The 19,012-nt window shown below is 60.6% G+C and carries 18 protein-coding genes; 8 read left to right on the top strand and 10 right to left on the bottom strand.

Annotated features, from left to right (window positions below; genetic code table 11):
• The first annotated feature begins 451 nt into the window (after nucleotides 1-451).
• Together FIU93_RS07825 and FIU93_RS07830 are read left to right on the top strand one after the other, a co-directional pair.
• The gene (locus FIU93_RS07825) at nucleotides 452-3,244 is read left to right on the top strand and encodes a bifunctional aconitate hydratase 2/2-methylisocitrate dehydratase (RefSeq protein WP_152505282.1); all 2,793 of its coding nucleotides are present in this window, start codon (nucleotides 452-454) and stop codon (nucleotides 3,242-3,244) included.
• Between the two features lie 143 nt (nucleotides 3,245-3,387).
• Nucleotides 3,388-4,044, top strand: coding sequence for a hypothetical protein (locus FIU93_RS07830; protein WP_152505283.1), 657 nt, complete (start codon nucleotides 3,388-3,390; stop codon nucleotides 4,042-4,044).
• A 370-nt stretch (nucleotides 4,045-4,414) separates the two neighbouring features.
• Here FIU93_RS07830 and queF read toward each other — a convergent pair whose 3' ends face one another.
• The 7 genes from queF to ispG all read right to left on the bottom strand — a co-directional run bounded on the left by queF (nucleotide 4,415) and on the right by ispG (nucleotide 10,120).
• Nucleotides 4,415-4,882: a preQ(1) synthase gene (gene queF / locus FIU93_RS07835; protein ID WP_006937960.1), complete on the bottom strand. Its 468-nt coding sequence runs from the start codon at nucleotides 4,880-4,882 to the stop codon at nucleotides 4,415-4,417.
• Nucleotides 4,883-5,261: 379 nt separating this feature from the next.
• Nucleotides 5,262-5,990, bottom strand: a complete 729-nt coding sequence (queE, locus tag FIU93_RS07840) for a 7-carboxy-7-deazaguanine synthase QueE (RefSeq protein WP_152505284.1) — start codon at nucleotides 5,988-5,990, stop codon at nucleotides 5,262-5,264.
• A complete protein-coding gene (gene queD, locus FIU93_RS07845; protein ID WP_055659875.1) occupies nucleotides 5,987-6,370 on the bottom strand; it encodes a 6-carboxytetrahydropterin synthase QueD in 384 nt (127 codons plus the stop codon). Before queD ends, queE begins: the two co-directional genes overlap by 4 nt.
• Nucleotides 6,363-7,052, bottom strand: coding sequence for a 7-cyano-7-deazaguanine synthase QueC (gene queC, locus FIU93_RS07850; protein ID WP_152505285.1), 690 nt, complete (start codon nucleotides 7,050-7,052; stop codon nucleotides 6,363-6,365). Before queC ends, queD begins: the two co-directional genes overlap by 8 nt.
• 160 nt (nucleotides 7,053-7,212) lie before the next feature.
• Complete coding sequence (locus FIU93_RS07855; protein ID WP_152505286.1) at nucleotides 7,213-7,950, bottom strand: DUF429 domain-containing protein; 738 nt, start codon at nucleotides 7,948-7,950, stop codon at nucleotides 7,213-7,215.
• Nucleotides 7,943-8,839, bottom strand: coding sequence for a pyridoxal kinase (gene pdxY / locus FIU93_RS07860; RefSeq protein ID WP_152505287.1), 897 nt, complete (start codon nucleotides 8,837-8,839; stop codon nucleotides 7,943-7,945). Before pdxY ends, FIU93_RS07855 begins: the two co-directional genes overlap by 8 nt.
• Before the next feature lie 21 nt (nucleotides 8,840-8,860).
• Entirely contained in the window at nucleotides 8,861-10,120 is a 1,260-nt protein-coding gene (ispG, locus tag FIU93_RS07865; RefSeq protein ID WP_152505288.1) for a flavodoxin-dependent (E)-4-hydroxy-3-methylbut-2-enyl-diphosphate synthase, read from the bottom strand.
• A 223-nt stretch (nucleotides 10,121-10,343) separates the two neighbouring features.
• On the opposite strand from ispG, the gene FIU93_RS07870 reads away from it, so the two are divergent.
• The 5 genes from FIU93_RS07870 to FIU93_RS07890 all read left to right on the top strand — a co-directional run bounded on the left by FIU93_RS07870 (nucleotide 10,344) and on the right by FIU93_RS07890 (nucleotide 15,395).
• On the top strand, nucleotides 10,344-11,129 hold the full coding sequence (locus FIU93_RS07870; RefSeq protein ID WP_023002764.1) for a hypothetical protein: 786 nt from the start codon (nucleotides 10,344-10,346) through the stop codon (nucleotides 11,127-11,129).
• A gap of 41 nt (nucleotides 11,130-11,170) precedes the next feature.
• Entirely contained in the window at nucleotides 11,171-12,058 is an 888-nt protein-coding gene (locus FIU93_RS07875; protein ID WP_077291512.1) for a 4-hydroxy-3-methylbut-2-en-1-yl diphosphate synthase, read from the top strand.
• Between the two features lie 198 nt (nucleotides 12,059-12,256).
• A complete protein-coding gene (locus tag FIU93_RS07880; RefSeq protein WP_152505289.1) occupies nucleotides 12,257-13,039 on the top strand; it encodes a 3-hydroxybutyrate dehydrogenase in 783 nt (260 codons plus the stop codon).
• 72 nt (nucleotides 13,040-13,111) lie between these two features.
• Nucleotides 13,112-14,125 (top strand): patatin-like phospholipase family protein, encoded by a 1,014-nt coding sequence (locus FIU93_RS07885; RefSeq protein WP_031270129.1) that lies wholly within the window; start codon nucleotides 13,112-13,114, stop codon nucleotides 14,123-14,125.
• A gap of 439 nt (nucleotides 14,126-14,564) precedes the next feature.
• Entirely contained in the window at nucleotides 14,565-15,395 is an 831-nt protein-coding gene (locus FIU93_RS07890) for a pentapeptide repeat-containing protein (protein WP_023002768.1), read from the top strand.
• 264 nt (nucleotides 15,396-15,659) lie between these two features.
• On the opposite strand, the gene FIU93_RS07895 is transcribed toward FIU93_RS07890, so the two are convergent.
• The gene (locus FIU93_RS07895; RefSeq protein WP_023002769.1) at nucleotides 15,660-16,460 is read right to left on the bottom strand and encodes a MipA/OmpV family protein; all 801 of its coding nucleotides are present in this window, start codon (nucleotides 16,458-16,460) and stop codon (nucleotides 15,660-15,662) included.
• A gap of 228 nt (nucleotides 16,461-16,688) precedes the next feature.
• Between FIU93_RS07895 and FIU93_RS07900 the strand changes: the two genes are divergently transcribed.
• On the top strand, nucleotides 16,689-16,985 hold the full coding sequence (locus FIU93_RS07900) for a YggT family protein (RefSeq protein ID WP_023002770.1): 297 nt from the start codon (nucleotides 16,689-16,691) through the stop codon (nucleotides 16,983-16,985).
• 408 nt (nucleotides 16,986-17,393) lie between these two features.
• Here FIU93_RS07900 and FIU93_RS07905 read toward each other — a convergent pair whose 3' ends face one another.
• Entirely contained in the window at nucleotides 17,394-18,575 is a 1,182-nt protein-coding gene (locus tag FIU93_RS07905) for a nucleoside hydrolase (RefSeq protein WP_152505290.1), read from the bottom strand.
• A 24-nt stretch (nucleotides 18,576-18,599) separates the two neighbouring features.
• Nucleotides 18,600-19,004 (bottom strand): GFA family protein, encoded by a 405-nt coding sequence (locus FIU93_RS07910; protein WP_152505291.1) that lies wholly within the window; start codon nucleotides 19,002-19,004, stop codon nucleotides 18,600-18,602.
• Nucleotides 19,005-19,012: the final 8 nt, after the last annotated feature.

Consider the following 19,012-nt stretch of genomic DNA (forward strand, 5'->3'; position numbering starts at 1 on the left):
GTGTGTGCGCCGGTGCCTGGCATACTCTCTCAAGGCTCCGGAAACGGAGCTGCAGCGCTCTGTCATCCGGCATCCTTCCGCGCGGATACGATGAGAGCCTCTCCCTCAGTCGCCGCCGCAAATTGATGCGCCGCACCTATAGCAATCTTTGGCTACGACCACCAGACACGACGCCGTCGCCGTTGTCGAGACTTCGGTTGAAGTTTCAGCCTCTTGAAACGGCATCGTCCGGAAATCGAAGCCAGAAAACACCTTCGGAAATTCGAAAATGCGATCTTGGGTGCATGCAGATGCGCCAACCGGTATATAGACATCATTTATTGGATGGGAAGATATTGCATACCATTGTATACTGAATTAAAACGCCGCTCAGCTAGCCTGTCCCGGCCCGCCAGACCTCACGGCGATCCGGAAGCCAGGCTTCAAACAACACCAGGACGCCGGGATCATCATGAGCTTGTATGAAGACTACCTGAAAGAGATCGAAACGCGCAAAGGCCAGGGTCTGCATCCCAAGCCCATCGAAGACGCTGCTCTCGTTGAAGAGATCGTCGCGCAGATCAAGGATACCGGCAACCAGCACCGGCAAGAGTCGCTCAAGTTCTTCATCTACAACACGCTGCCGGGCACCACGAGCGCTGCCGGCGCGAAGGCGAAGTTCCTGAAGGAAATCATCCTCGGCACGTCTGTTGTTGATGAGATCACCCCGGCGTTTGCCTTCGAACTCCTGTCCCACATGAAGGGCGGTCCTTCCGTCGAGGTTCTGCTGGACCTGGCTCTTGGCGACGATGCCCAGATCGCCAGGGATGCTGCTGAAGTCCTGAAGACACAGGTTTTCCTCTACGATGCCGACACGGACCGGCTGAAGGCCGCCTATGAGGCCGGCAACGAAATCGCCAAGGACGTTCTGGAAAGCTACGCTCAGGCCGAGTTCTTCACCAAGCTTCCGGACATCGACGAGGAAATAAAGGTCGTCACCTATGTCGCCGCCGAAGGTGACATTTCCACCGACCTTCTGTCCCCCGGCAACCAGGCGCATTCGCGTTCCGACCGCGAGCTGCACGGCAAGTGCATGATCTCCGAAGCGGCCCAGAAGGAAATCGAGGCGCTCAAGCTGCAGCATCCGGGCAAGCGCGTCATGCTGATTGCCGAAAAGGGCACCATGGGTGTGGGTTCGTCCCGCATGTCCGGCGTCAACAACGTCGCCCTGTGGACCGGCAAGCAGGCCAGCCCCTATGTTCCGTTCGTGAACATTGCCCCGGTCGTTGCCGGCACCAACGGCATTTCACCGATCTTCCTGACCACCGTCGGCGTGACCGGCGGCATCGGCATTGACCTGAAGAACTGGGTCAAGAAGCTGGACGAAAACGGCAAGCCGATCCTGAACAATGACGACAGCCCGGTTCTGGAACAGAAGTATTCCGTCGAGACCGGCACGGTGCTGACCATCAACACCAAGACCAAGAAGCTCTACAACGATGCCGGTGACGAAGAACTGGCCGATGTCGCTTCCGCGCTGACCCCGCAGAAGGTCGAGTTCATGAAGGCCGGTGGTTCCTACGCCATCGTCTTCGGCAAGAAGCTGCAGAGCTTTGCCGCAGAAACCCTCGGCATCGAGATGCCGCCGGTGTTCGCACCCAACAAGGAAGTGTCGCACGAAGGCCAGGGCCTGACGGCGGTCGAGAAGATCTTCAACCGGAACGCTGTCGGCGTTGCGGAAGGCAAGGTGCTGCATGCCGGTTCCGACGTTCGTGTGAAGGTCAACATCGTCGGCTCGCAGGACACGACCGGCCTGATGACTTCCCAGGAACTGGAAGCCATGGCGGCAACGGTGATCGCACCGACCGTCGACGGCGCCTACCAGTCCGGCTGTCACACGGCTTCGGTCTGGGATCTGAAGGCACAGGCCAACATTCCGAAGCTGATGAGCTTCATGAACAAGTTCGGCCTCATCACCGCACGCGATCCCAAGGACGTCTATCACCCGCTGACGGACGTGATCCACAAGGTGCTGAACGACATTACAGTCGACGACTGGGCAATCATCATCGGCGGCGACAGCCACACCCGCATGTCCAAGGGCGTTGCCTTCGGTGCGGATTCGGGCACGGTCGCGCTGGCACTGGCCACGGGCGAAGCAACCATGCCGATCCCGGAATCGGTGAAAGTGACCTTCAAGGGCACCATGAAGGATCACATGGACTTCCGTGACGTCGTTCATGCCACCCAGGCACAGATGCTGAAGCAGTTCGGCGACAACGTCTTCCAGGGCCGCATCATCGAAGTGCACATCGGCACGCTGCTCGCCGACCAGGCGTTCACCTTCACCGACTGGACCGCGGAGATGAAGGCCAAGGCCTCCATCTGCATCTCCAACGACGATACCCTGATTGAATCCCTGGAAATCGCCAAGAGCCGTATCCAGATCATGATCGACAAGGGCATGGACAACGCCAACAAGGTTCTGCAGGGCCTGATCGACAAGGCCGACAAGCGCATTGCCGAAATCCGCTCCGGCGAAAAGCCGGCTCTGACGCCGGACGAAAGCGCGAAGTATTTCGCGGAAGTCGTGGTGGATCTGGACCTGATCGACGAGCCGATGATCGCGGACCCGGACGTGAACAACGAGGATGTTTCCAAGCGTTACACCCACGACACGATCCGCCCGGTTTCCTATTACCGCGGCGAGAAGAAGGTCGATCTGGGTTTCGTCGGTTCGTGCATGGTGCACAAGGGTGACATGAAGATCGTCGCCCAGATGCTCAAGAACCTCGAAAAAACCAACGAGAAAGTCGAGTTCAAGGCACCGCTCGTGGTGGCTGCGCCGACCTACAACATCATCGACGAGCTGAAGGAAGAAGGCGACTGGAGCATTCTGCAGAAATACTCCGGTTTCGAATTCGACGACAACTCGCCGAAGAACACCGCCCGCACCGAATACGAGAACATTCTCTACCTTGAGCGTCCGGGCTGTAACCTTTGCATGGGCAACCAGGAAAAGGCCGCCAAGGGCGACACGGTTCTGGCAACCTCCACGCGTCTTTTCAAGGGTCGTGTCGTGGAAGATTCTTCCGACAAGAAGGGTGAGTCCCTGCTGGCCTCGACGCCGGTCGTGGTTCTGTCGGCCATCCTTGGCCGGACGCCGAGCCTCGACGAATACAAGGCAGCTGTGGAAGGGATCGATCTGACCAAGTTCGCTCCGCCGAACCAGAAGCCGCTCGACGCACGTTCGGTTCATTTCTAAGAGCAAGCTGCGTTCATTCAGAACACAGACGCAATCTGGGGCCGCCCGATCGATACCGATCGGGCGGCCCTGCTGCATTTGCGGGTCAGGATGGGACGTTGAAGCCAACGAGGTGATTGTTTGGCGGCAGGAAAAAGTGTTCCATGGGAATGGCCGGTGATTTCGGCCGATTTCTTAAATTCATTTCCATGGGGGCTTTCATGAAATACCGCGTGCCCGCAGTTCTTTTTCTTCTTGCCGGCTCTATGCAGAGCGCACTGGCTGACCCGTGTCAGGATCGTTTCACGGAACTCTATCTGCAACTCGATCAGACGACGCCGACCAAGACCCAGGTGACCACCGCCTTCAAGGGCGCGCCGCCAACCACCAATGACTTTTTCTACCTGTCGCAGGATCACTATCTGACCGTGCCGACGACGCCGGAAGGCCCCTGGGTGCTTGGCTACGGCAACGTGCTCTACCAATCCGCGGACCAGGGTTCGACCTGGGAAAAGATCCGCGAGATGGATACCGGCCAGAACGCGGATCAGGCACGTGTCGACAAGGAAACGAACGCAGACACCATCCGCAACGCGGCCTGCAGCGAGGAAGAGCTGGAGGGTGAGGCCGTGGAGGTGGTGGCCGCGGATATCACCGTCAGTCAGGGCATGGTCACGGAAAACCGCTACACCTACTTTGTCCGCCGCAGTGACGATTTCATCGTCAAGGCGATCTACGACAGCAAGGCCCCGTCGTTCGAGATGGTGACCACCCAGGTGATCGAAAAGGCGCCTGGCCTGAACCTGCCCGTGCCGGAGTAAGGCAGCCAGCCAGGCGGAAGGATCGCGGGGCGGACGGCGGGTGTACCGATTGCGCGGTCTCTTGCGCGGAACAACAGGTGTTTCTGGTAAGCGGATGGCAAGCAAGGCTCGCCCCACCCTCAGATGTCATCCCGGGCTTGACCCGGGATCCAATCCCCATCACGGCGAGCTCGGAAATCTCTATTGCGTTCAGGCAGTCGCTTTGAGCCTTGGGCAAGTCTTGAGGCTCTGGAAATGAGTGGGCCCCGGGTCTCGCGATGCTCGCCCGGGGTGACACTTCCGGGTGGGGTGCGGCCTGGCGTTGATCGATAGTGCCGAATTCCTGCCCGAACCTTGGGGTCGTCATATCCGCGCAGGCTGCCCGTTTGCCTTAGCCGCGCCCGCGATAGGGGGCAACACCCTGGTCGGGGATCCAGACGCCGTCCGGAGCTGGGCCGGTCTGGTAGAAGACGTCGATCGGGATGCCGCCGCGCGGATACCAGTAGCCGCCGATGCGAAGCCACTCCGGATCGAGCAGGTCGACCAGGCGCTTGCCGATGGAAACCGTGCAGTCCTCGTGGAAGGCGCCGTGATTGCGGAAGGAGCCGAGGAATAGTTTCAGCGACTTGCTCTCGACCAGGAAATCGCGTGGCACGTAATCGATCACCAGATGAGCGAAGTCCGGCGCACCGGTGATCGGGCACAGCGAGGTGAATTCCGGGGCAACGAAGCGGACCATGTAGCCCGTGCCAGCCTGCGGGTTCGGCACTTTTTCCAGAACCGCCTTGTCGGGATCGTCGGGAAGTTCGGTGGAAGACCCGAGCTGGGTCAGGTTCTCGTAGATGCTCTTGTCGGACATGACTGTCTCCTGATTTTGAGCCCGTTCCGGGGACACGCTTTTGCGCTGTCGGTGGGTGGGATTCGTGTTCTTGAATGAACTCGCAAAGACCCAAAATTGGGCTTTCGCTTCCCTGTGCCCTGATCCTGAGGAGGACCGTCAGGTCCGTCTCGAAGGATGGGTCGCTCGTTCTGTGCGTGCCGCCCCTCCTTCAAGACGCCGCTGGAGCGGCTCCTCAGGATGAGGGAGCAGTTTTGAAAAGCTTCCTCTCCGTTGTCATCCCGGACGAAGATCCGGGATCGGGGAGGCGAAGGCCTGTCGATTCTGCTCGCGACACCGTTGGCTTCCCGGTCCCGGCTCGCGCTACGCTTGGCCGGGATGACACCGGAGAGGCCGGTTCCTAAACCCCGCGCAAATTGCCCCAGATCATCGTGTGAAGCTGCGGCAGGACGGTGGCTGCGTACCATCTGTCGGAGGTAACCCGGTCCACAAGCCAGCGCATGCGCTCCATGATGCCGGCCATGTCGATGGTGGCATCGGTGTCGGCTGCCGCCGGCGGGGTGTGGTTGCCCGGCTGCAGGAAGCAGCTGAGGTGCGGGTAGCGGTCTGAGACGTCTCGCGCGAAGGCATAGTCCGCCTCGTCGAAGACGACGACCTTCAGCACTGTCTGCGTCTCCGGCCCTGCGGCCTCGACGCATTCCGCCAGGCGCTGCCAGTCGGTGGTCATGCCCGAGGAAGGCGGTTTCGGGCTCAGCGTCAGGACGTCGAGTTCGGCAAACCAGTCCTTGGCGAGGCTGCCCTGCGTTTCCAGCGCGAAACAGTAGCCCTCTTTCCGGCCGAGCTCGATCAGGCCACCAAGCGGCTGGATCGCCGGATTGCCACCGGAAAGCGACACTGTCAGCGGATTGCCGCCGGACAGGATCTCCACCTGCATCAGGATGGCTTCCGGGGTCATCGGGCACCATTCGTCCCGATGAGCGCTGTCGACCGCATGCAGCGTGTCGCACCAGGAGCAGCGGTAATCGCAGCCGCCGGTGCGCACGAACACGGTGGGTTGGCCAATCAGGGCGCCTTCACCCTGAATGGTGGGACCAAATATTTCGCTGACCCGGATCTGTTCGATACTCATGCCGCACGCGCCCCCGGATAGACGAGGGGACGGAATTCGGCGCAGGTCTTCGGCGTTTCCTTCACGCGAACGGCCGAGGTTTCCGGCCAGCGCTGGCGGCACCAGTTGTAGAAATAGCGCGCCATGGTCTCGGCAGTCACGCAATCATTGCCGAGCACATCATTCAGGTGCCTGTGGTCGAGCGTGTCGTCGATGAAGCGCTTGAATTCGGATAGTTCGCGGTAATCGCGCACGAAGCCGATGCCGTTCAGCTCTTCCGACATCAGCTCCACCTCGACCACATAGTTGTGGCCATGCAGGCGGGCGCAGGGGTGGTCTTCTCCCAGGCCAAGGATCTGGTGGCTGGCGGAGAAGTGGAATTCCTTGGTGATCCTAAACATTGCACGCCTCCTTCCAGAACGCTTCGTCTGCGTAGACCGTCGGGTCGATGCCACCGGCCAGGTGAAAGGCTTCGCGCCGTTCCACGCAGGTGCCGCAGCGCCCGCATTGAACCTCGCCGCCCTTGTAGCAGGACCATGTCTTGCGATAGTCGACGCCAAGCCTCAGTCCCTCGGCGGCGATGTCCGCCTTGGAGGTGTGGACGTAAGGCGTGAAGAGGCTGATCTCGCCCATGCCTTCCAGCGCGTGGCGCTGCATGGTCTCGAAGCTTTCGGTGAAGGCCGGACGGCAGTCCGGATAGATGAAGTGGTCGCCGCCGTGGACAGCGGTCGCGACCGCTTCGGCACCGCGCGCGCTGGCAATGCCGAAGGCAATGGAAAGCATGATCGCGTTGCGGTTCGGCACAACGGTGATCTTCATGGTTTCCTCGGCATAATGCCCATCCGGCACGTCCACGTTGTCGGTCAGCGCCGAGCCGGTCAGCTGGCGGCCGATATTGGAAATGTCGATCAGGATATGCTCGGTGTTCAGCTCATCGGCACAGGCCTTCGCGTAGTCCAGCTCCTTCTTGTGGCGCTGGCCATAGTCGAAAGAAACGAGGCCGATCAGCTCGTGTTCCCGCGCAACCTTGTGCGCAAGGGTGACGGAATCCATTCCGCCGGAACAGATGACAAGTGTTTTCAACGATGTGGTCCCTTGTTTTCGCTGGCACCGGGTAGGCTGCGACCGGTGGTTCCCTTTTGGGGAACGGCGCGCGTTTTAGCAGGTTTTGGCGAAAAGGGAAGGGTGGGGCATGCCTTGAAGGATTTTCAGGAAAAGCAGGAAAATGGACAACGCGAGCGCATTACGCCCAGATCGCCATCCTCAGGCCGCGCTCATCGCGGCGGAAGTCCTTCGGAAACGGTTCCGCGTCTCCCCGAAAAATCCGCTCGGCAATCAGGCTGTTGGCGGCGGCATCCAGAAGGTCGTCGCGGCCGCAGCCGCGCGGGGGCTTCTGGTCGAGAAACTCTCCGGGCAACCCCTTGGAGACGAGAAGGTCCCGCCGCTGGTCGAGGCCTGCCGGGTTGGCGCGGCTCTTGACCTTCTTGGGCAGGTCCATTTCCGCGTCGTCGTTGAGGCGCCAGAAGGCAAGCTCCGGGTGAACCTCGTGGACGCGTGTCTCCAGCTCCGGTGTCATCAGGGCGTCGATTTCCCGCATTTTCGGGAACAGGAAGAAACACTGCTTGGAGACTTTTTTCGGCGGGTCGGACGTGGCGAGTGCCGTGTTGCAGGCCTTCAGGTAATCGTCTTCATAAACCGCGGGGCGGGCGGGCACGGAAAACACCGAGGATTGGCGCATGCCAAGGTGCTTGCGAGCAGCCTTTTCCGGGCCGCGACCGCCAGGGCCGATGCGGTCCGGCAAGCCGATGGGCATGTCGACAGCGACAATGGCAAGATGCGGGGTGTGTCCGACAATATCCGCGAAGGTCGGAAAGACGATCAGATCCAGATCGGCGGGGTCTTCCAGATTGCGGATGACCGCAACCCAGCCGGCCTTGCAGCCGTCGATACCGGCAACCCTTGTGCCTGCCCCGTCAGGCACGGGCCTTTGCTTCCAGAACCCGGCGCGAGGTGACGAGAGCCATTGCCTTCACCACGGAGTTCTGTTCCTCGGCGAACAGCAATTCGTCCGCGCCCTTGCGCACGCTGCGGGCAACCAGTTCAAAAACAGAGGCCGACGCACGTTTCAGGGCTTCCTCGTCGTTTTGACCGGCCAGAAGATTGGCCAGGAACAGGCCTGCGATCAGGTCTCCGGTGCCGTGCGGCGGATTGGCGATCGAAGCATGTTCGGCTGCAACGGCGCCACGCGGGCCTGCCAGAAGGTTGGCAATGGCATTGCGGCGCAGGGCTGGCGAAGAGGTCACCATCACGCGCTCGTTGCCGAGAACCCGGGCGGCGGCGAGAGCCTGCATTTCGCTGTCGATCTCGCGGCCCGTCAGCCAGCCGAGTTCAAAGGCGTTGGGCGTGACGACATCGGCCAGGGGCACCAGCTGGTCTCGGATTGCCTCGGCCGTTGCCGTGGGCACATAAAGGTTGCCGCTGCCGTCGTGCTGGTCGCCCATGACCGGATCGCACAGGTATGGCGCATCCGGAGTGTGGGTCTTGACCGTCTTCACAAGTGACGCGATGGCAGCCGCCTGTTCCGGATTGCCGAGATAGCCGGAAATCACCGCGCCGACTTCTGCCAGTTTCGGGGATGCGGCAAGATCCTCAACAATGGCGGTGAAGTCTGCTGCTGGGGCGACGATGCGAGTGCCCTTGCCCTGTCCGGGATGCCAGGGCAGCAGGATGGTCGGCAGAAACCAGACATCGTGGCCGATCCGTTCCAGTGCGAAGGTCAGACCGCGACCGCTGATACCGCCACGGACCACCTGGGAGGTGATCACCAGAACCGGCTTTTTCTGTGGCTCGGGGGCGCCCGGCTGCATCATGGGGTCGTGTTCCTTCCGGGGTCAGGCAGCGTCGGAAGACGACTTGCTGCCGGTGCCGTAGCGCTTTTCGATATAGTCCAGAACCATCTGCTTGAACTCGTCGGCAATGCCGGGCCCGCGCAGGGTCATGACCTTCTCGCCGTCGATGAAGACAGGCGCCGAGGGGGTTTCGCCGGTGCCGGGCAGGGAAATGCCGATGTCGGCATGCTTGGATTCGCCCGGGCCGTTGACGATGCAGCCCATCACGGCCACGTTGAGGCTTTCGACACCCGGATATTGTTCACGCCACTTGGGCATGGAAACACGGATGTGGTCCTGAATGTCCTGGGCCAGTTCCTGGAAGACCGTGGACGTTGTGCGGCCACAGCCCGGGCAGGCGGCCACCACCGGCACAAAGGCGCGGAAGCCCATCACCTGCAAAAGCTCCTGAGCCACCTGCACCTCGCGTGTGCGGTCGCCGCCCGGTTCCGGCGTCAGCGACACGCGGATGGTGTCGCCAATGCCCTGCTGCAGGAGAATGCCCATGGAAGCGGCGGACGATACGATGCCCTTGGTGCCCATGCCGGCTTCGGTGAGGCCGAGATGCAGGGCATAGTCGCAGCGACGGGCGAGATCGGCATAAACGGCGATCAGGTCCTGCACCTGGCTGACCTTGGCCGAGAGGATGATCTTGTCGCGGCCCATGCCGAGGCCTTCGGCGCGCTCGGCGGACAGAAGTCCGGACTGGATAATCGCTTCCCGCATGACAGCCGCTGCTGAAACCGGATTTGCACTTTCGGCATTCTCGTCCATCAGTTTCGTCAGAAGCTCCTGGTCGAGAGAACCCCAGTTGACGCCGATGCGGACGGCCTTGTCGTATTTCTGCGCGATGTCGATGATCTGCGAGAATTGCGTGTCGCGCTTGGCCTTGAAGCCGACGTTGCCCGGGTTGATGCGGTACTTGTCGAGCGCGGCGGCGCAGTCGGGATAGTCGGTCAGCAGCTTGTGGCCGATGTAGTGGAAGTCGCCGACGAGCGGCACTGTAATGCCGATCCGCTCCAGCCGTTCCTTGATCCGCGGCACCTGGGCGGCCGCTTCCGCACGGTCCACGGTGATGCGGACGATTTCAGAGCCGGCGCGGGCGAGCGCGGCCACCTGCGCGACGGTCGCATCTGCATCTGCCGTGTCGGTGTTGGTCATGGATTGCACCACGATAGGCGCATCACCGCCAACCATCACATTGCCGACCTTCACACCGACGGAGGAGCGGCGGGGCAGGGCTTTCGCGAAATCATCGATCATCACAGGAACCAACGGGTTTTGAGCGTTTGCCCCTCATATGAGGGAACTGGGGCCGACTTTCCAGCGCATGATTAGGGCGTGCGGCAAAAAAGGGCAATGGCAGAGCCGCGGCAAAGGCAGGTCGATCTTCAGGCTCGCGGACGTTGCCACATGGTTTTCAGCCCGCTATGAGCTTGCATGGGCCGGCCCAAACCGTCGGCCGTCTTGTTGTGGAGGGTGCTGCATGTTGAAACGGTTGCTGTCGGACTCTGTTTCCATTGTCTTTGGCAATCTGGAAACCGTGTTCAAGGTTTGTGGTGGCTGGTTTCTCCTGCAGTTTGTGCTGTCTCTCTTCATTCTGGCGAATGGCGCGCAGATCGATGAGGCGACCGCGCCTGAAGATATTTCCGGAACGACGGTCCTGCTGCTGGTAACGACCATGGTGATTGCGCTGCTGTCGTCCGCATCCATTTCGGTCGCCTGGCACCGGTTCGGTTTGTTGAACGAGCGGCCCGGACCGCTGCACTTTCGCGTTGGCGCTGTCGAGTTCCGTTTCATCGGGCAAATGCTTTTGTTGTCGCTGGCCGCGGTCGTTGTCGTGCTGCCTGCAGGGCTGGTGATTGGTGTGCTGTCGAGCCTGTTCAACAGCACCGCCATGACGGTGGTTTTGTGGATCGTCGCGTTATTCATTCTCGCCCCGTTCCTGTTCCGTCTGAACCTCAGCCTGCCGGCCGTTGCCGTTGAGCGACCGCTCGGCTTCAGTCAGATGCTTCAGTTCGGAAAAGGCCTCGGCATGCCGATGTTCCTGGCTGCGCTCATCCTGATCCTGCCTTTTGTCGCCGTTGGCGAGGGGCTGCAGTATCTTCTTGGTCTTCTGTCCGGCGGCCTGCCGGCAGCCCTCATCCAGATGAAGATCCTCGTGCTCAACGTGCTGGTGCAGATCATCGTCACGGTGCTGGGAATCTCGATCCTGACGGCAGGGTACCGGATCGCGATGGAACGGCCGGAGGGGGCTGGTGCGCCGGCCTGAATCGCGTATCCTGCGGCCGTTGCAAGCAACCGGAGCAGACCATGTTTTTCACCGTTCTGGAACGTTCGCTGTCGTTGGCGCAGCACAATTTCGGGACGCTTCTGAAAACCGGCTGGGCCTATATCCTGCTTCTGGTTGCCCTGAATTTCGCCATCGGCGGGTCGCTGATGCCGGAAAGCGGCTTCAAGACCGTTTCCTACATGACCGAGCCGGTGGCCGCTGCCGATGAAGGCGCGCTCAGGGCGCTGGCCGCCATTGCCAACCTGCTGGTCGGCTTTTCCATCGCCATTGCCTATGTCCGGCGCATTCTGATCGACGCGCGGGATTTTCCGGTTACCTTCGGGGCGCGCAACATACGCGTCATTCTTAACCAGATCGTCCTCAGCCTGATCGGCGCCCTGTCACTGATACCGCTGGTGATTGTTTCCCTGCTGCTGGCCGCGGTCACGGCGGGCATCGGACTGCTGCTCCTGTTTCTGGCACCGTTCGTTGCACTGATGGTGGTGCAACGCTTTTCCGTCGTGCTGCCGGCATCGGCGGTGGATGATCCGCTGACGCTCAAGGAAAGCTGGCGGGCAACGTCCGGGCTTGGCTGGGCCATGGCCTTTGCGGCGCTGGTGATGAGCCTGCTTGCAGGTTTCCTGGTCGGCATCTGGGCGGTCGTTCTTGGCGTCTCCGATGGATTGATGCCTGCCAGCGTCTTGTGGCAGCAGATCCGTTCGGCGGTCTTTCCGATGGGCACCATGCTGATCCTGGTCTGGGCGTTTGCAAGCCTGCACGCGACCTTCTACGGCCTGATCCGCGAACGCTTTGCCGCGCAACTCGGGCTTCGACAGGAAGATCTTTCCAAAGTGGAGGAAACGCGGGACGCAGCCAGGGCCCGTGCACGCAAGGCGCTTGAAGGGGCGCAGCGCATGAACCGGCGTTGATGAAGGCAACATGGATCAAATTTCATCATTCCGATGTTGCAGTGCGGCGATAACTGGTCGAATGTGTGCCTGAAATTTTCTGTTCTGACGCCTTGTTGCCTTCCGTGGAAGGCAGAACGAGGCCAAGCCTTTCAACGATCCGTTTCCGGATGGCCGGACACTCCCGGCCGATGATCCGCCGATCAAGGGAGATCCCAAATGCTTGCCAACAAAACCGCCGTCATCACCGGATCCACTTCGGGCATCGGGCTCGGCTGCGCCCGCGCCTTCGCGGAAAAAGGCGCCAATGTCGTGATCAACGGGCTGGGTGATGCCGAAGAGATCGAAAAGACCCGGGCCGCCATCGAGGCGGATTTCGGGGTGCGCTGCACCTATTCGCCGGCGAACATGCTGAAGGGCGACGAGATCGCCGGCATGATCGCCGATGCGGAAAAGGAATTCGGCGGTGTCGATATCCTGGTCAACAATGCCGGCATCCAGTTCGTGTCGCCGGTCGACGAATTCCCGGTCGACAAGTGGGATGCCATCATCGCCATCAACCTGACGTCCGCCTTCCATGCGATCCGTGCCGCGCTGCCCGGCATGAAGTCCAAGGGCTGGGGACGGATCATCAACACGGCTTCCGCCCACGCGCTGGTCGCCTCGCCCTACAAGTCCGCCTATGTGGCCGCCAAGCACGGCATTGCGGGGCTCACCAAGACCGTGGCGCTGGAAGTCGCCCAGCAGGGCATCACCGTCAACGCCATCTGCCCAGGCTATGTCTGGACACCGCTGGTGGAAGCGCAGATCCCCGACACAATGAAGGCGCGCAACATGACCGAAGAGCAGGTCAAGAACGACGTCATGCTGGCCGCACAGCCGACGAAGCAGTTCGTGACCATCGAACAGGTGGCGGGCTATGCGGTTTTCCTGTGCTCCGATACGGCATCATCGATCACCGGCTCGATCCTGCCCATCGATGGCGGCTGGACCGCACACTGATCCACGCTGCTCGCGGTGCGGGCTGATGCCCGCCCGCGACCATCGCCGAACCACCGGAACAAGGGAGCCGTCATGGCCGCGCCTAAGAAGATCAACCTTGCCCTTCAAGGTGGCGGCGCACACGGCGCCTTCACCTGGGGCGTTCTGGACTGGTTCCTGGAAGACAAGCGGCTGAAGATCGACGCCATCAGCGGCACGTCGGCCGGTGCCATGAATGCGGTGGTGCTTGCCGGCGGCATGCAGGACGGCGGCGAAGACGGTGCGAGAGAGCGCCTTGAAGCTTTCTGGTACGAGGTCAGCCGACAGGCCAAATACAGCCCGATCCAGCGTTCGCCGCTGGACGTGTTCCTGGGGGAGTGGAGCCTTGATCATTCCCCCAGCTATCTGTTTTTCGATGTGCTGACGCGGTTTGCGTCGCCTTACGAATTCAATCCGCTCAACGCCAATCCGCTGCGCGATGTTCTGGAAAAAACCGTCGATTTCGACCGTGTTCACCAATGCGAACACATGAAGATCTTCGTTTCGGCAACCAACGTCTTCACCGGCAAGATCCGGGTGTTCAGCGAAAAGGAAGTCACGCTGGATGCGGTGATGGCATCTGCGTGTCTGCCGCAGGTGTTCCAGGCGGTGGAAATCGAGGGCGAGCCCTATTGGGATGGCGGCTACATGGGCAATCCGCCGCTTTATCCGCTGTTCTACGACACCGACACGCCGGATGTGATGCTCATCCAGATCAACCCGATCGAACGGCGCAAGGTGCCGAAGACCGCGCGGGAGATCGTCAACAGGCTCAACGAGATTACCTTCAATTCCACGCTCCTTCGCGAACTCCGGGCCATCGACTTCGTCACGCGCCTGATCGAGGAAGGCAAGCTGTCGAGCGAGGAATACATGAAGGTCAACATGCACAGGATCTCCGCCGGGGAGCTGAAGCCGTTGCAAGCCTCATCGAAACTCAACGCCGAATGGGCGTTTCTCACCGATCTCAAGGACCTTGGGCGCAAGACCGCGCAGGAATGGCTCGAGCGGCACTATGACGACATCGGCAAGCGCTCGACCATCGACGTCAAGGAAGAGATTTCCTGACGGGCGTCCGGCTCAATTTCTTAACCTTTTGTTAGCCGTGTTTGCAGGTGGCGTTGCAATTTGCAATGCAGCAGATGTGAAGAAAGTCTAAACGGAATCAGCATCTTGTGTCAGGCGATTTTAGCTGAACCAGATCTGGTTTGAATGGCTTTGAAAACAAATTGGCAAGGCTTTTGCGTTTTGATTGGCACGCTGATTGTCAGGTAGTGCGTCGTCAGCGCTTAGATGGACGGAAGGAGTGGGCACTCGCGACCCCGCCTGCTTCTTCCCTCCCTCCCTTGCTTCCCGGCGATGATGCCCGCCCTGCGGCAAAGGATCGCCACGATGTGAAGCGGATCTGCCTCATTTTCTCACTTTTTCAATCTTCTGATCGGATACAGTCCTTCAACCGCCACAAGTGCGACCTATCTTTAGGTGGAGATTGGCAAAGGGATTCGCGATGAAAAACAGGGTGACCCGAGTTCTTGCAGGCTGCGTTGGCGCCATGGCCCTGCTGGTGGCAGCCGGTGGAGCACAGGCTGGCAGTGACCAAGAGCGCATGGCCGAGATCAAGGAAAAGGGCGGTTGCCCCGGTTGCGATCTTCGGCTGGCGGAACTTCGTGGTCTGGTTCTTGAGAACGGCGATTTCGGCCGTGCCAATCTGCGGGAAGTCGACCTCAAGGAAGCCTTGTTGAAAGACGCGAACTTCAAGGGCTCCGATTTCCGGCGAACGGAAGCCGAGCGGGCGGATTTCTCCGGCAGCGATTTTTCCGGTGCGAACATGCGCTCCGTCGATCTTGAAAAAGCCAATCTGAACAAATCGAATTTCCAGGATGCGGACCTTCGGGACGCGGACCTGAACACGGTTGAGGCAAATGGAGCCGTTTTCGACGGCGCGGACATGCGCAATGTCCTGTTGACCCGGTCGATTGCGGATGCAGCTTCCTTCAAGGGAGCCAAGATGGATGATGCCAACCTGGAGCGCGTGGACCTGAATGGCGCCAACTTCCAGGATGCCCGCATGCGCCAGGCCAAGCTCGACAGGGTCAAGGCTCATAACGCCAATTTTTCCGGGGCGGATTTCACCGGAGTGCGGCTGGTCAGTTCGGACCTGACGGGCGCAAATCTGAAGGGTGTTGATTTCGATGGCGCTCTTCTGCGCCGTACGCGTCTCGCCGGGGCGGATCTGTCGGGTGCCTATAATCTCGACCCCAGCCGCATCCTCGGTGCCTGCGGCGACGAGAACACCAAGCTGCCGAACGGCATCAAGCTCGTCCCCTGCGCCTACTAGGTGCGTCCGAGCGGTCCTCCGTCCATATCCGACTTGCCACTTCGCAAAGTGAGCGTTTCGGCTTTGCCGAAACGCGTGCACGGGTTGCGCAATGATCACGCCTGCAGGACAGGTCAAGCCGGCTTGATCTGAACAACTTTCATGCGTTCCCGGGATGTATGTCCCGAACAGGCGGTTCTTCCGGCGTGTCGATCGACCGGAAACAAAAAAAAATGCTGCCACACGTGGTGCGGCAGCATCTTGAACATTGCGGAAACGGGTTTCCTAGAACAGGTCGAAGGCGAAACGGTAGGTGACGCCGGCACCGATGCTGAACTGGTTTTCGCTGCCGTTCTTGGCGATCGGGCTGTCCGCCGCGTCGCCAACCAGCCGGTCATAGCCACCTTGCAGGTGCAGACGGACGTCGTCGTTGAAATCATAGCTGGCGCGGGCTGCGAGGCCGACGCTCTTGAAGCCGGCGCTCGGGTTGAACTTCGTCAGGCGGCCACCACTGTTGGCTGCTTCGGTCGAGCTCACGCCGAAATAGGTGTCCATGTATTCGTCAGAGGCAAAGCCCGCACGCGGACCGAAGCTGACTTCCCACTTTTCAGCGGGATAGACGATGCCGTCGAGGCCGAGCTGACCAACCTGGCCCGTGTGCCCGTTGATGCCCTGACGCAGTTCGGCGAAAGCGCGGAAATGCTCGGTGCGGAAACCACCGCCGAGACCGAGTTCAAGCGCCCAGTCGATGGTGTTGGTGCCGGTCAGATCGGTGCTGTCGCTGGCCTTGCGCTCGCCGATGAAGTTGAACGACGGGTAGAAGAACACACCGGACTTGCGGCGGCCGTCGACAACCTGGCCAAGGCCGGGGAAGTAGAAGCGGCCGACCGAAACGATCGGGAAGGGGTAGACCAGATAGGAGTCTGCAGCCTCGTAACGCGGCTGGACAATGGCGCCGACACCGAGGTCAACCACGAACTGGCGGTTCGCATCCTGCTCAGACAGGTCTCCACTCTGCGCCAGAGCGGCTCCAGACACAGCGCTTAGAGCAAGCGCCAGCGCGGCGCGCGTCATCAACTTGAACATTCAACCCCATCCGACAAGGAATTCCGTTGGCAGGAAGATAGCACGAGAAGGGCTTACACAAACCCTAAGCTGAGAGGGTTTTGCCGGACTGTTGCATTTCCGCACCGCCCTGTTGCTGGTGCGAAGCTTAAGCACAATCAAATGTCGGTGACGCTGCCGTCTTGCAGCAGGGCTGTCAGGAAGCTACATGAGGGCAAGACCAGATTTCGAACGGCAACGGACCGGACCATGACCGCACTCTTCAACGTGATACTGCTCGCCCTGGAACTCTACACGTATGTGATCATCGCCAGCGCGATCTTCTCCTGGCTCTATGCCTTCAACATCGTCAATTCGAGCAATCAGATCATCAATTCCATTGGCCGGGTTCTCTACAATCTGACGGAGCCCGCGCTCCGGCCGATCCGGCGGTTCCTGCCCGATCTCGGCGGTGTCGACATTTCTCCGGTGATCCTGCTGCTGGCGATCATCTTTGTCCGCCAGCTGATCATCCTGAACATCCTGCCGATGTTCCGAGGCTACTGACGCCCTCACCATGAAGGGCCCGGCCGATTTGCCGGGCTTCAATCGGTTGCTCCAGCCTCTTCGTCCCAAATGCTTCAAGCGCATTTGGATCGGAAGGGCGGATCGCAACAGGATTTTAAGAAAGCCCGGGTCAAACGCCCGGCCTCTAAGCCTAAGTTTGGTTGCAAGCAAAACGGCTCCAGCGTTTAGTGAAGCAGACATTCGAGCCAGCTAGGCTCGCAGGCGCTTCCCGGCCCAACGGGACGTTCGATCAGTTTACGGCGAAGGTCTGCCTGGAGCCCGTTCAAGACCTTCGGTGCTTTGCACTCAACGACTTTTAAGGGCGGCAAGCGGAAGTATGCTGCGGTCGGAACGAATGACCGGAATGGGGCCGTATTCAGACTGTCCGCTCCCAGAATTTAGCGCACCTTAGCCGACGTTCGATAAGACAATTTCTGCCGTAGCTTTCTCCGCCTTGAAGACATTGAATGCCCATGTCCCAATGTCGGCTTTCAGGGCATGATAGGGTGTCCCGATAAGCATCTCGTCGACCGAAAGCTTGCCAGTGACTTCAGGACAGTAGAGAACCTTCCTACCGGCTGCCGAGCCCAGTGGCGCCACGAACAGGCCCGCATCGTCCAGTAACCAAAGCCAGTCCGGCGCCCATCCGGTGGCTACGCGTGCCATACCGGGCCCGCAGGAATAGGCTTCAGGGGTGAGCAGGTACCGGGCCGCGACCAGATCAAACGGGTAGAAGCCGTCGAGCCCGACGTCTTCCTCCCAGAAATCCAGCCACTGCGACGCTCCCTGCGCAACCCATTCGCCGGCCGGTCCCGCTTCGGCAATGTCGTCCAGGTCGCGCGAAGTCAGCGTGACGTCGCGCGCGGCCTCGTAGGGGATCAGCGTGATTGGCACTCCGGTCGACAGCAAATATCGAACTGCCGACGGATCCTTGCGGAAATTGAGGTCTCTGAAGACAGGGCCGTGCCCGAAAAGGATGCCGTTGCCGCGCCCTTCGCTGGGATGGAACAGGTGTCCCGAATGCTGGCCCATGACCGCGATGACGCGATCGACATTTGCCACGAGGGAAGGATCGGAGCGAAGGGCCGTCGCGACGTTGGTCAGTGGTCCCAGGGCGAGGATCGTCAATCTCTTCGTGCGCAAGGCCTGGGATAGGGCGGCGGAAGCCGCGCTCGCGCTTTCTCCTTCCAGCGGCGAAGCGGCTCCGCGGGAAATGTCGGGCAGCCGGTGGCCGGAAGCCGACAGCCTGGCCGCCAGTTCGCGGGCGGTGCGATCGGTGACCTCGATCGCGGCGTTTCCAAACACCGTCGACACACCGACGATGTCGATAACGTCCGATCGCGCCAAGGCAAGGATCGCCAGGCAATCGTCCGGATCGCTTTGCCGGCCGTTCCCGCAAGCCGGATCAGTGTCGATCCACAACCGGTCAGGCGTATCGGCCGGGGACCGGCTCGTCGGGAAATCGGCTTGCGCAATCTCGCCGGTCCGCCACGTCCGGACCGGCAGGGCAAAGGTCGCCAGCGCGACGAAGACGACACCCGCCAGCACGAAGACCGCCTGCACAAGTCGTTTCCCGACCCGCGTGCTCATGGGCGCTCACCCGGCCACACAGCCTCAGAGAATCGATGTGATCGCAGGCTCATTCCACCAATTGTCATTGCGGCCGTCGGCATGGCGAACCGGCGCGTCGGCCAGTTGCTGCGGAGCGGCGTCGTCGAGACAGTTGACCCGGACCGAGACGAAATCTCCACCGATCGCTTCCAGGTATCCCAGACTGAAGACGTGGACGCCGCAATTGGGGCAGAATTTGTATGTCACCGCATCGCTGCCGAAACGGTACTCCGACAATTGGTCAGCTCCCTTCTGCAGGCGGAACTGGTCGGGCGACACGATCGCGTTCCAGTTGCGCGTCTTCATGCAGATAGAGCAGTTGCACTTGCCCGTGCCCTTCGCGAGGTCGATGTCGGCCTCGAAGGCAACGGCGCCACAATGGCAGCTTCCGTGGTATGTTTCCGTCATATTTTTTC

Source organism: Labrenzia sp. THAF35, assembly GCF_009363595.1.
In the GTDB taxonomy this organism is placed as follows: domain Bacteria; phylum Pseudomonadota; class Alphaproteobacteria; order Rhizobiales; family Stappiaceae; genus Roseibium; species Roseibium algicola.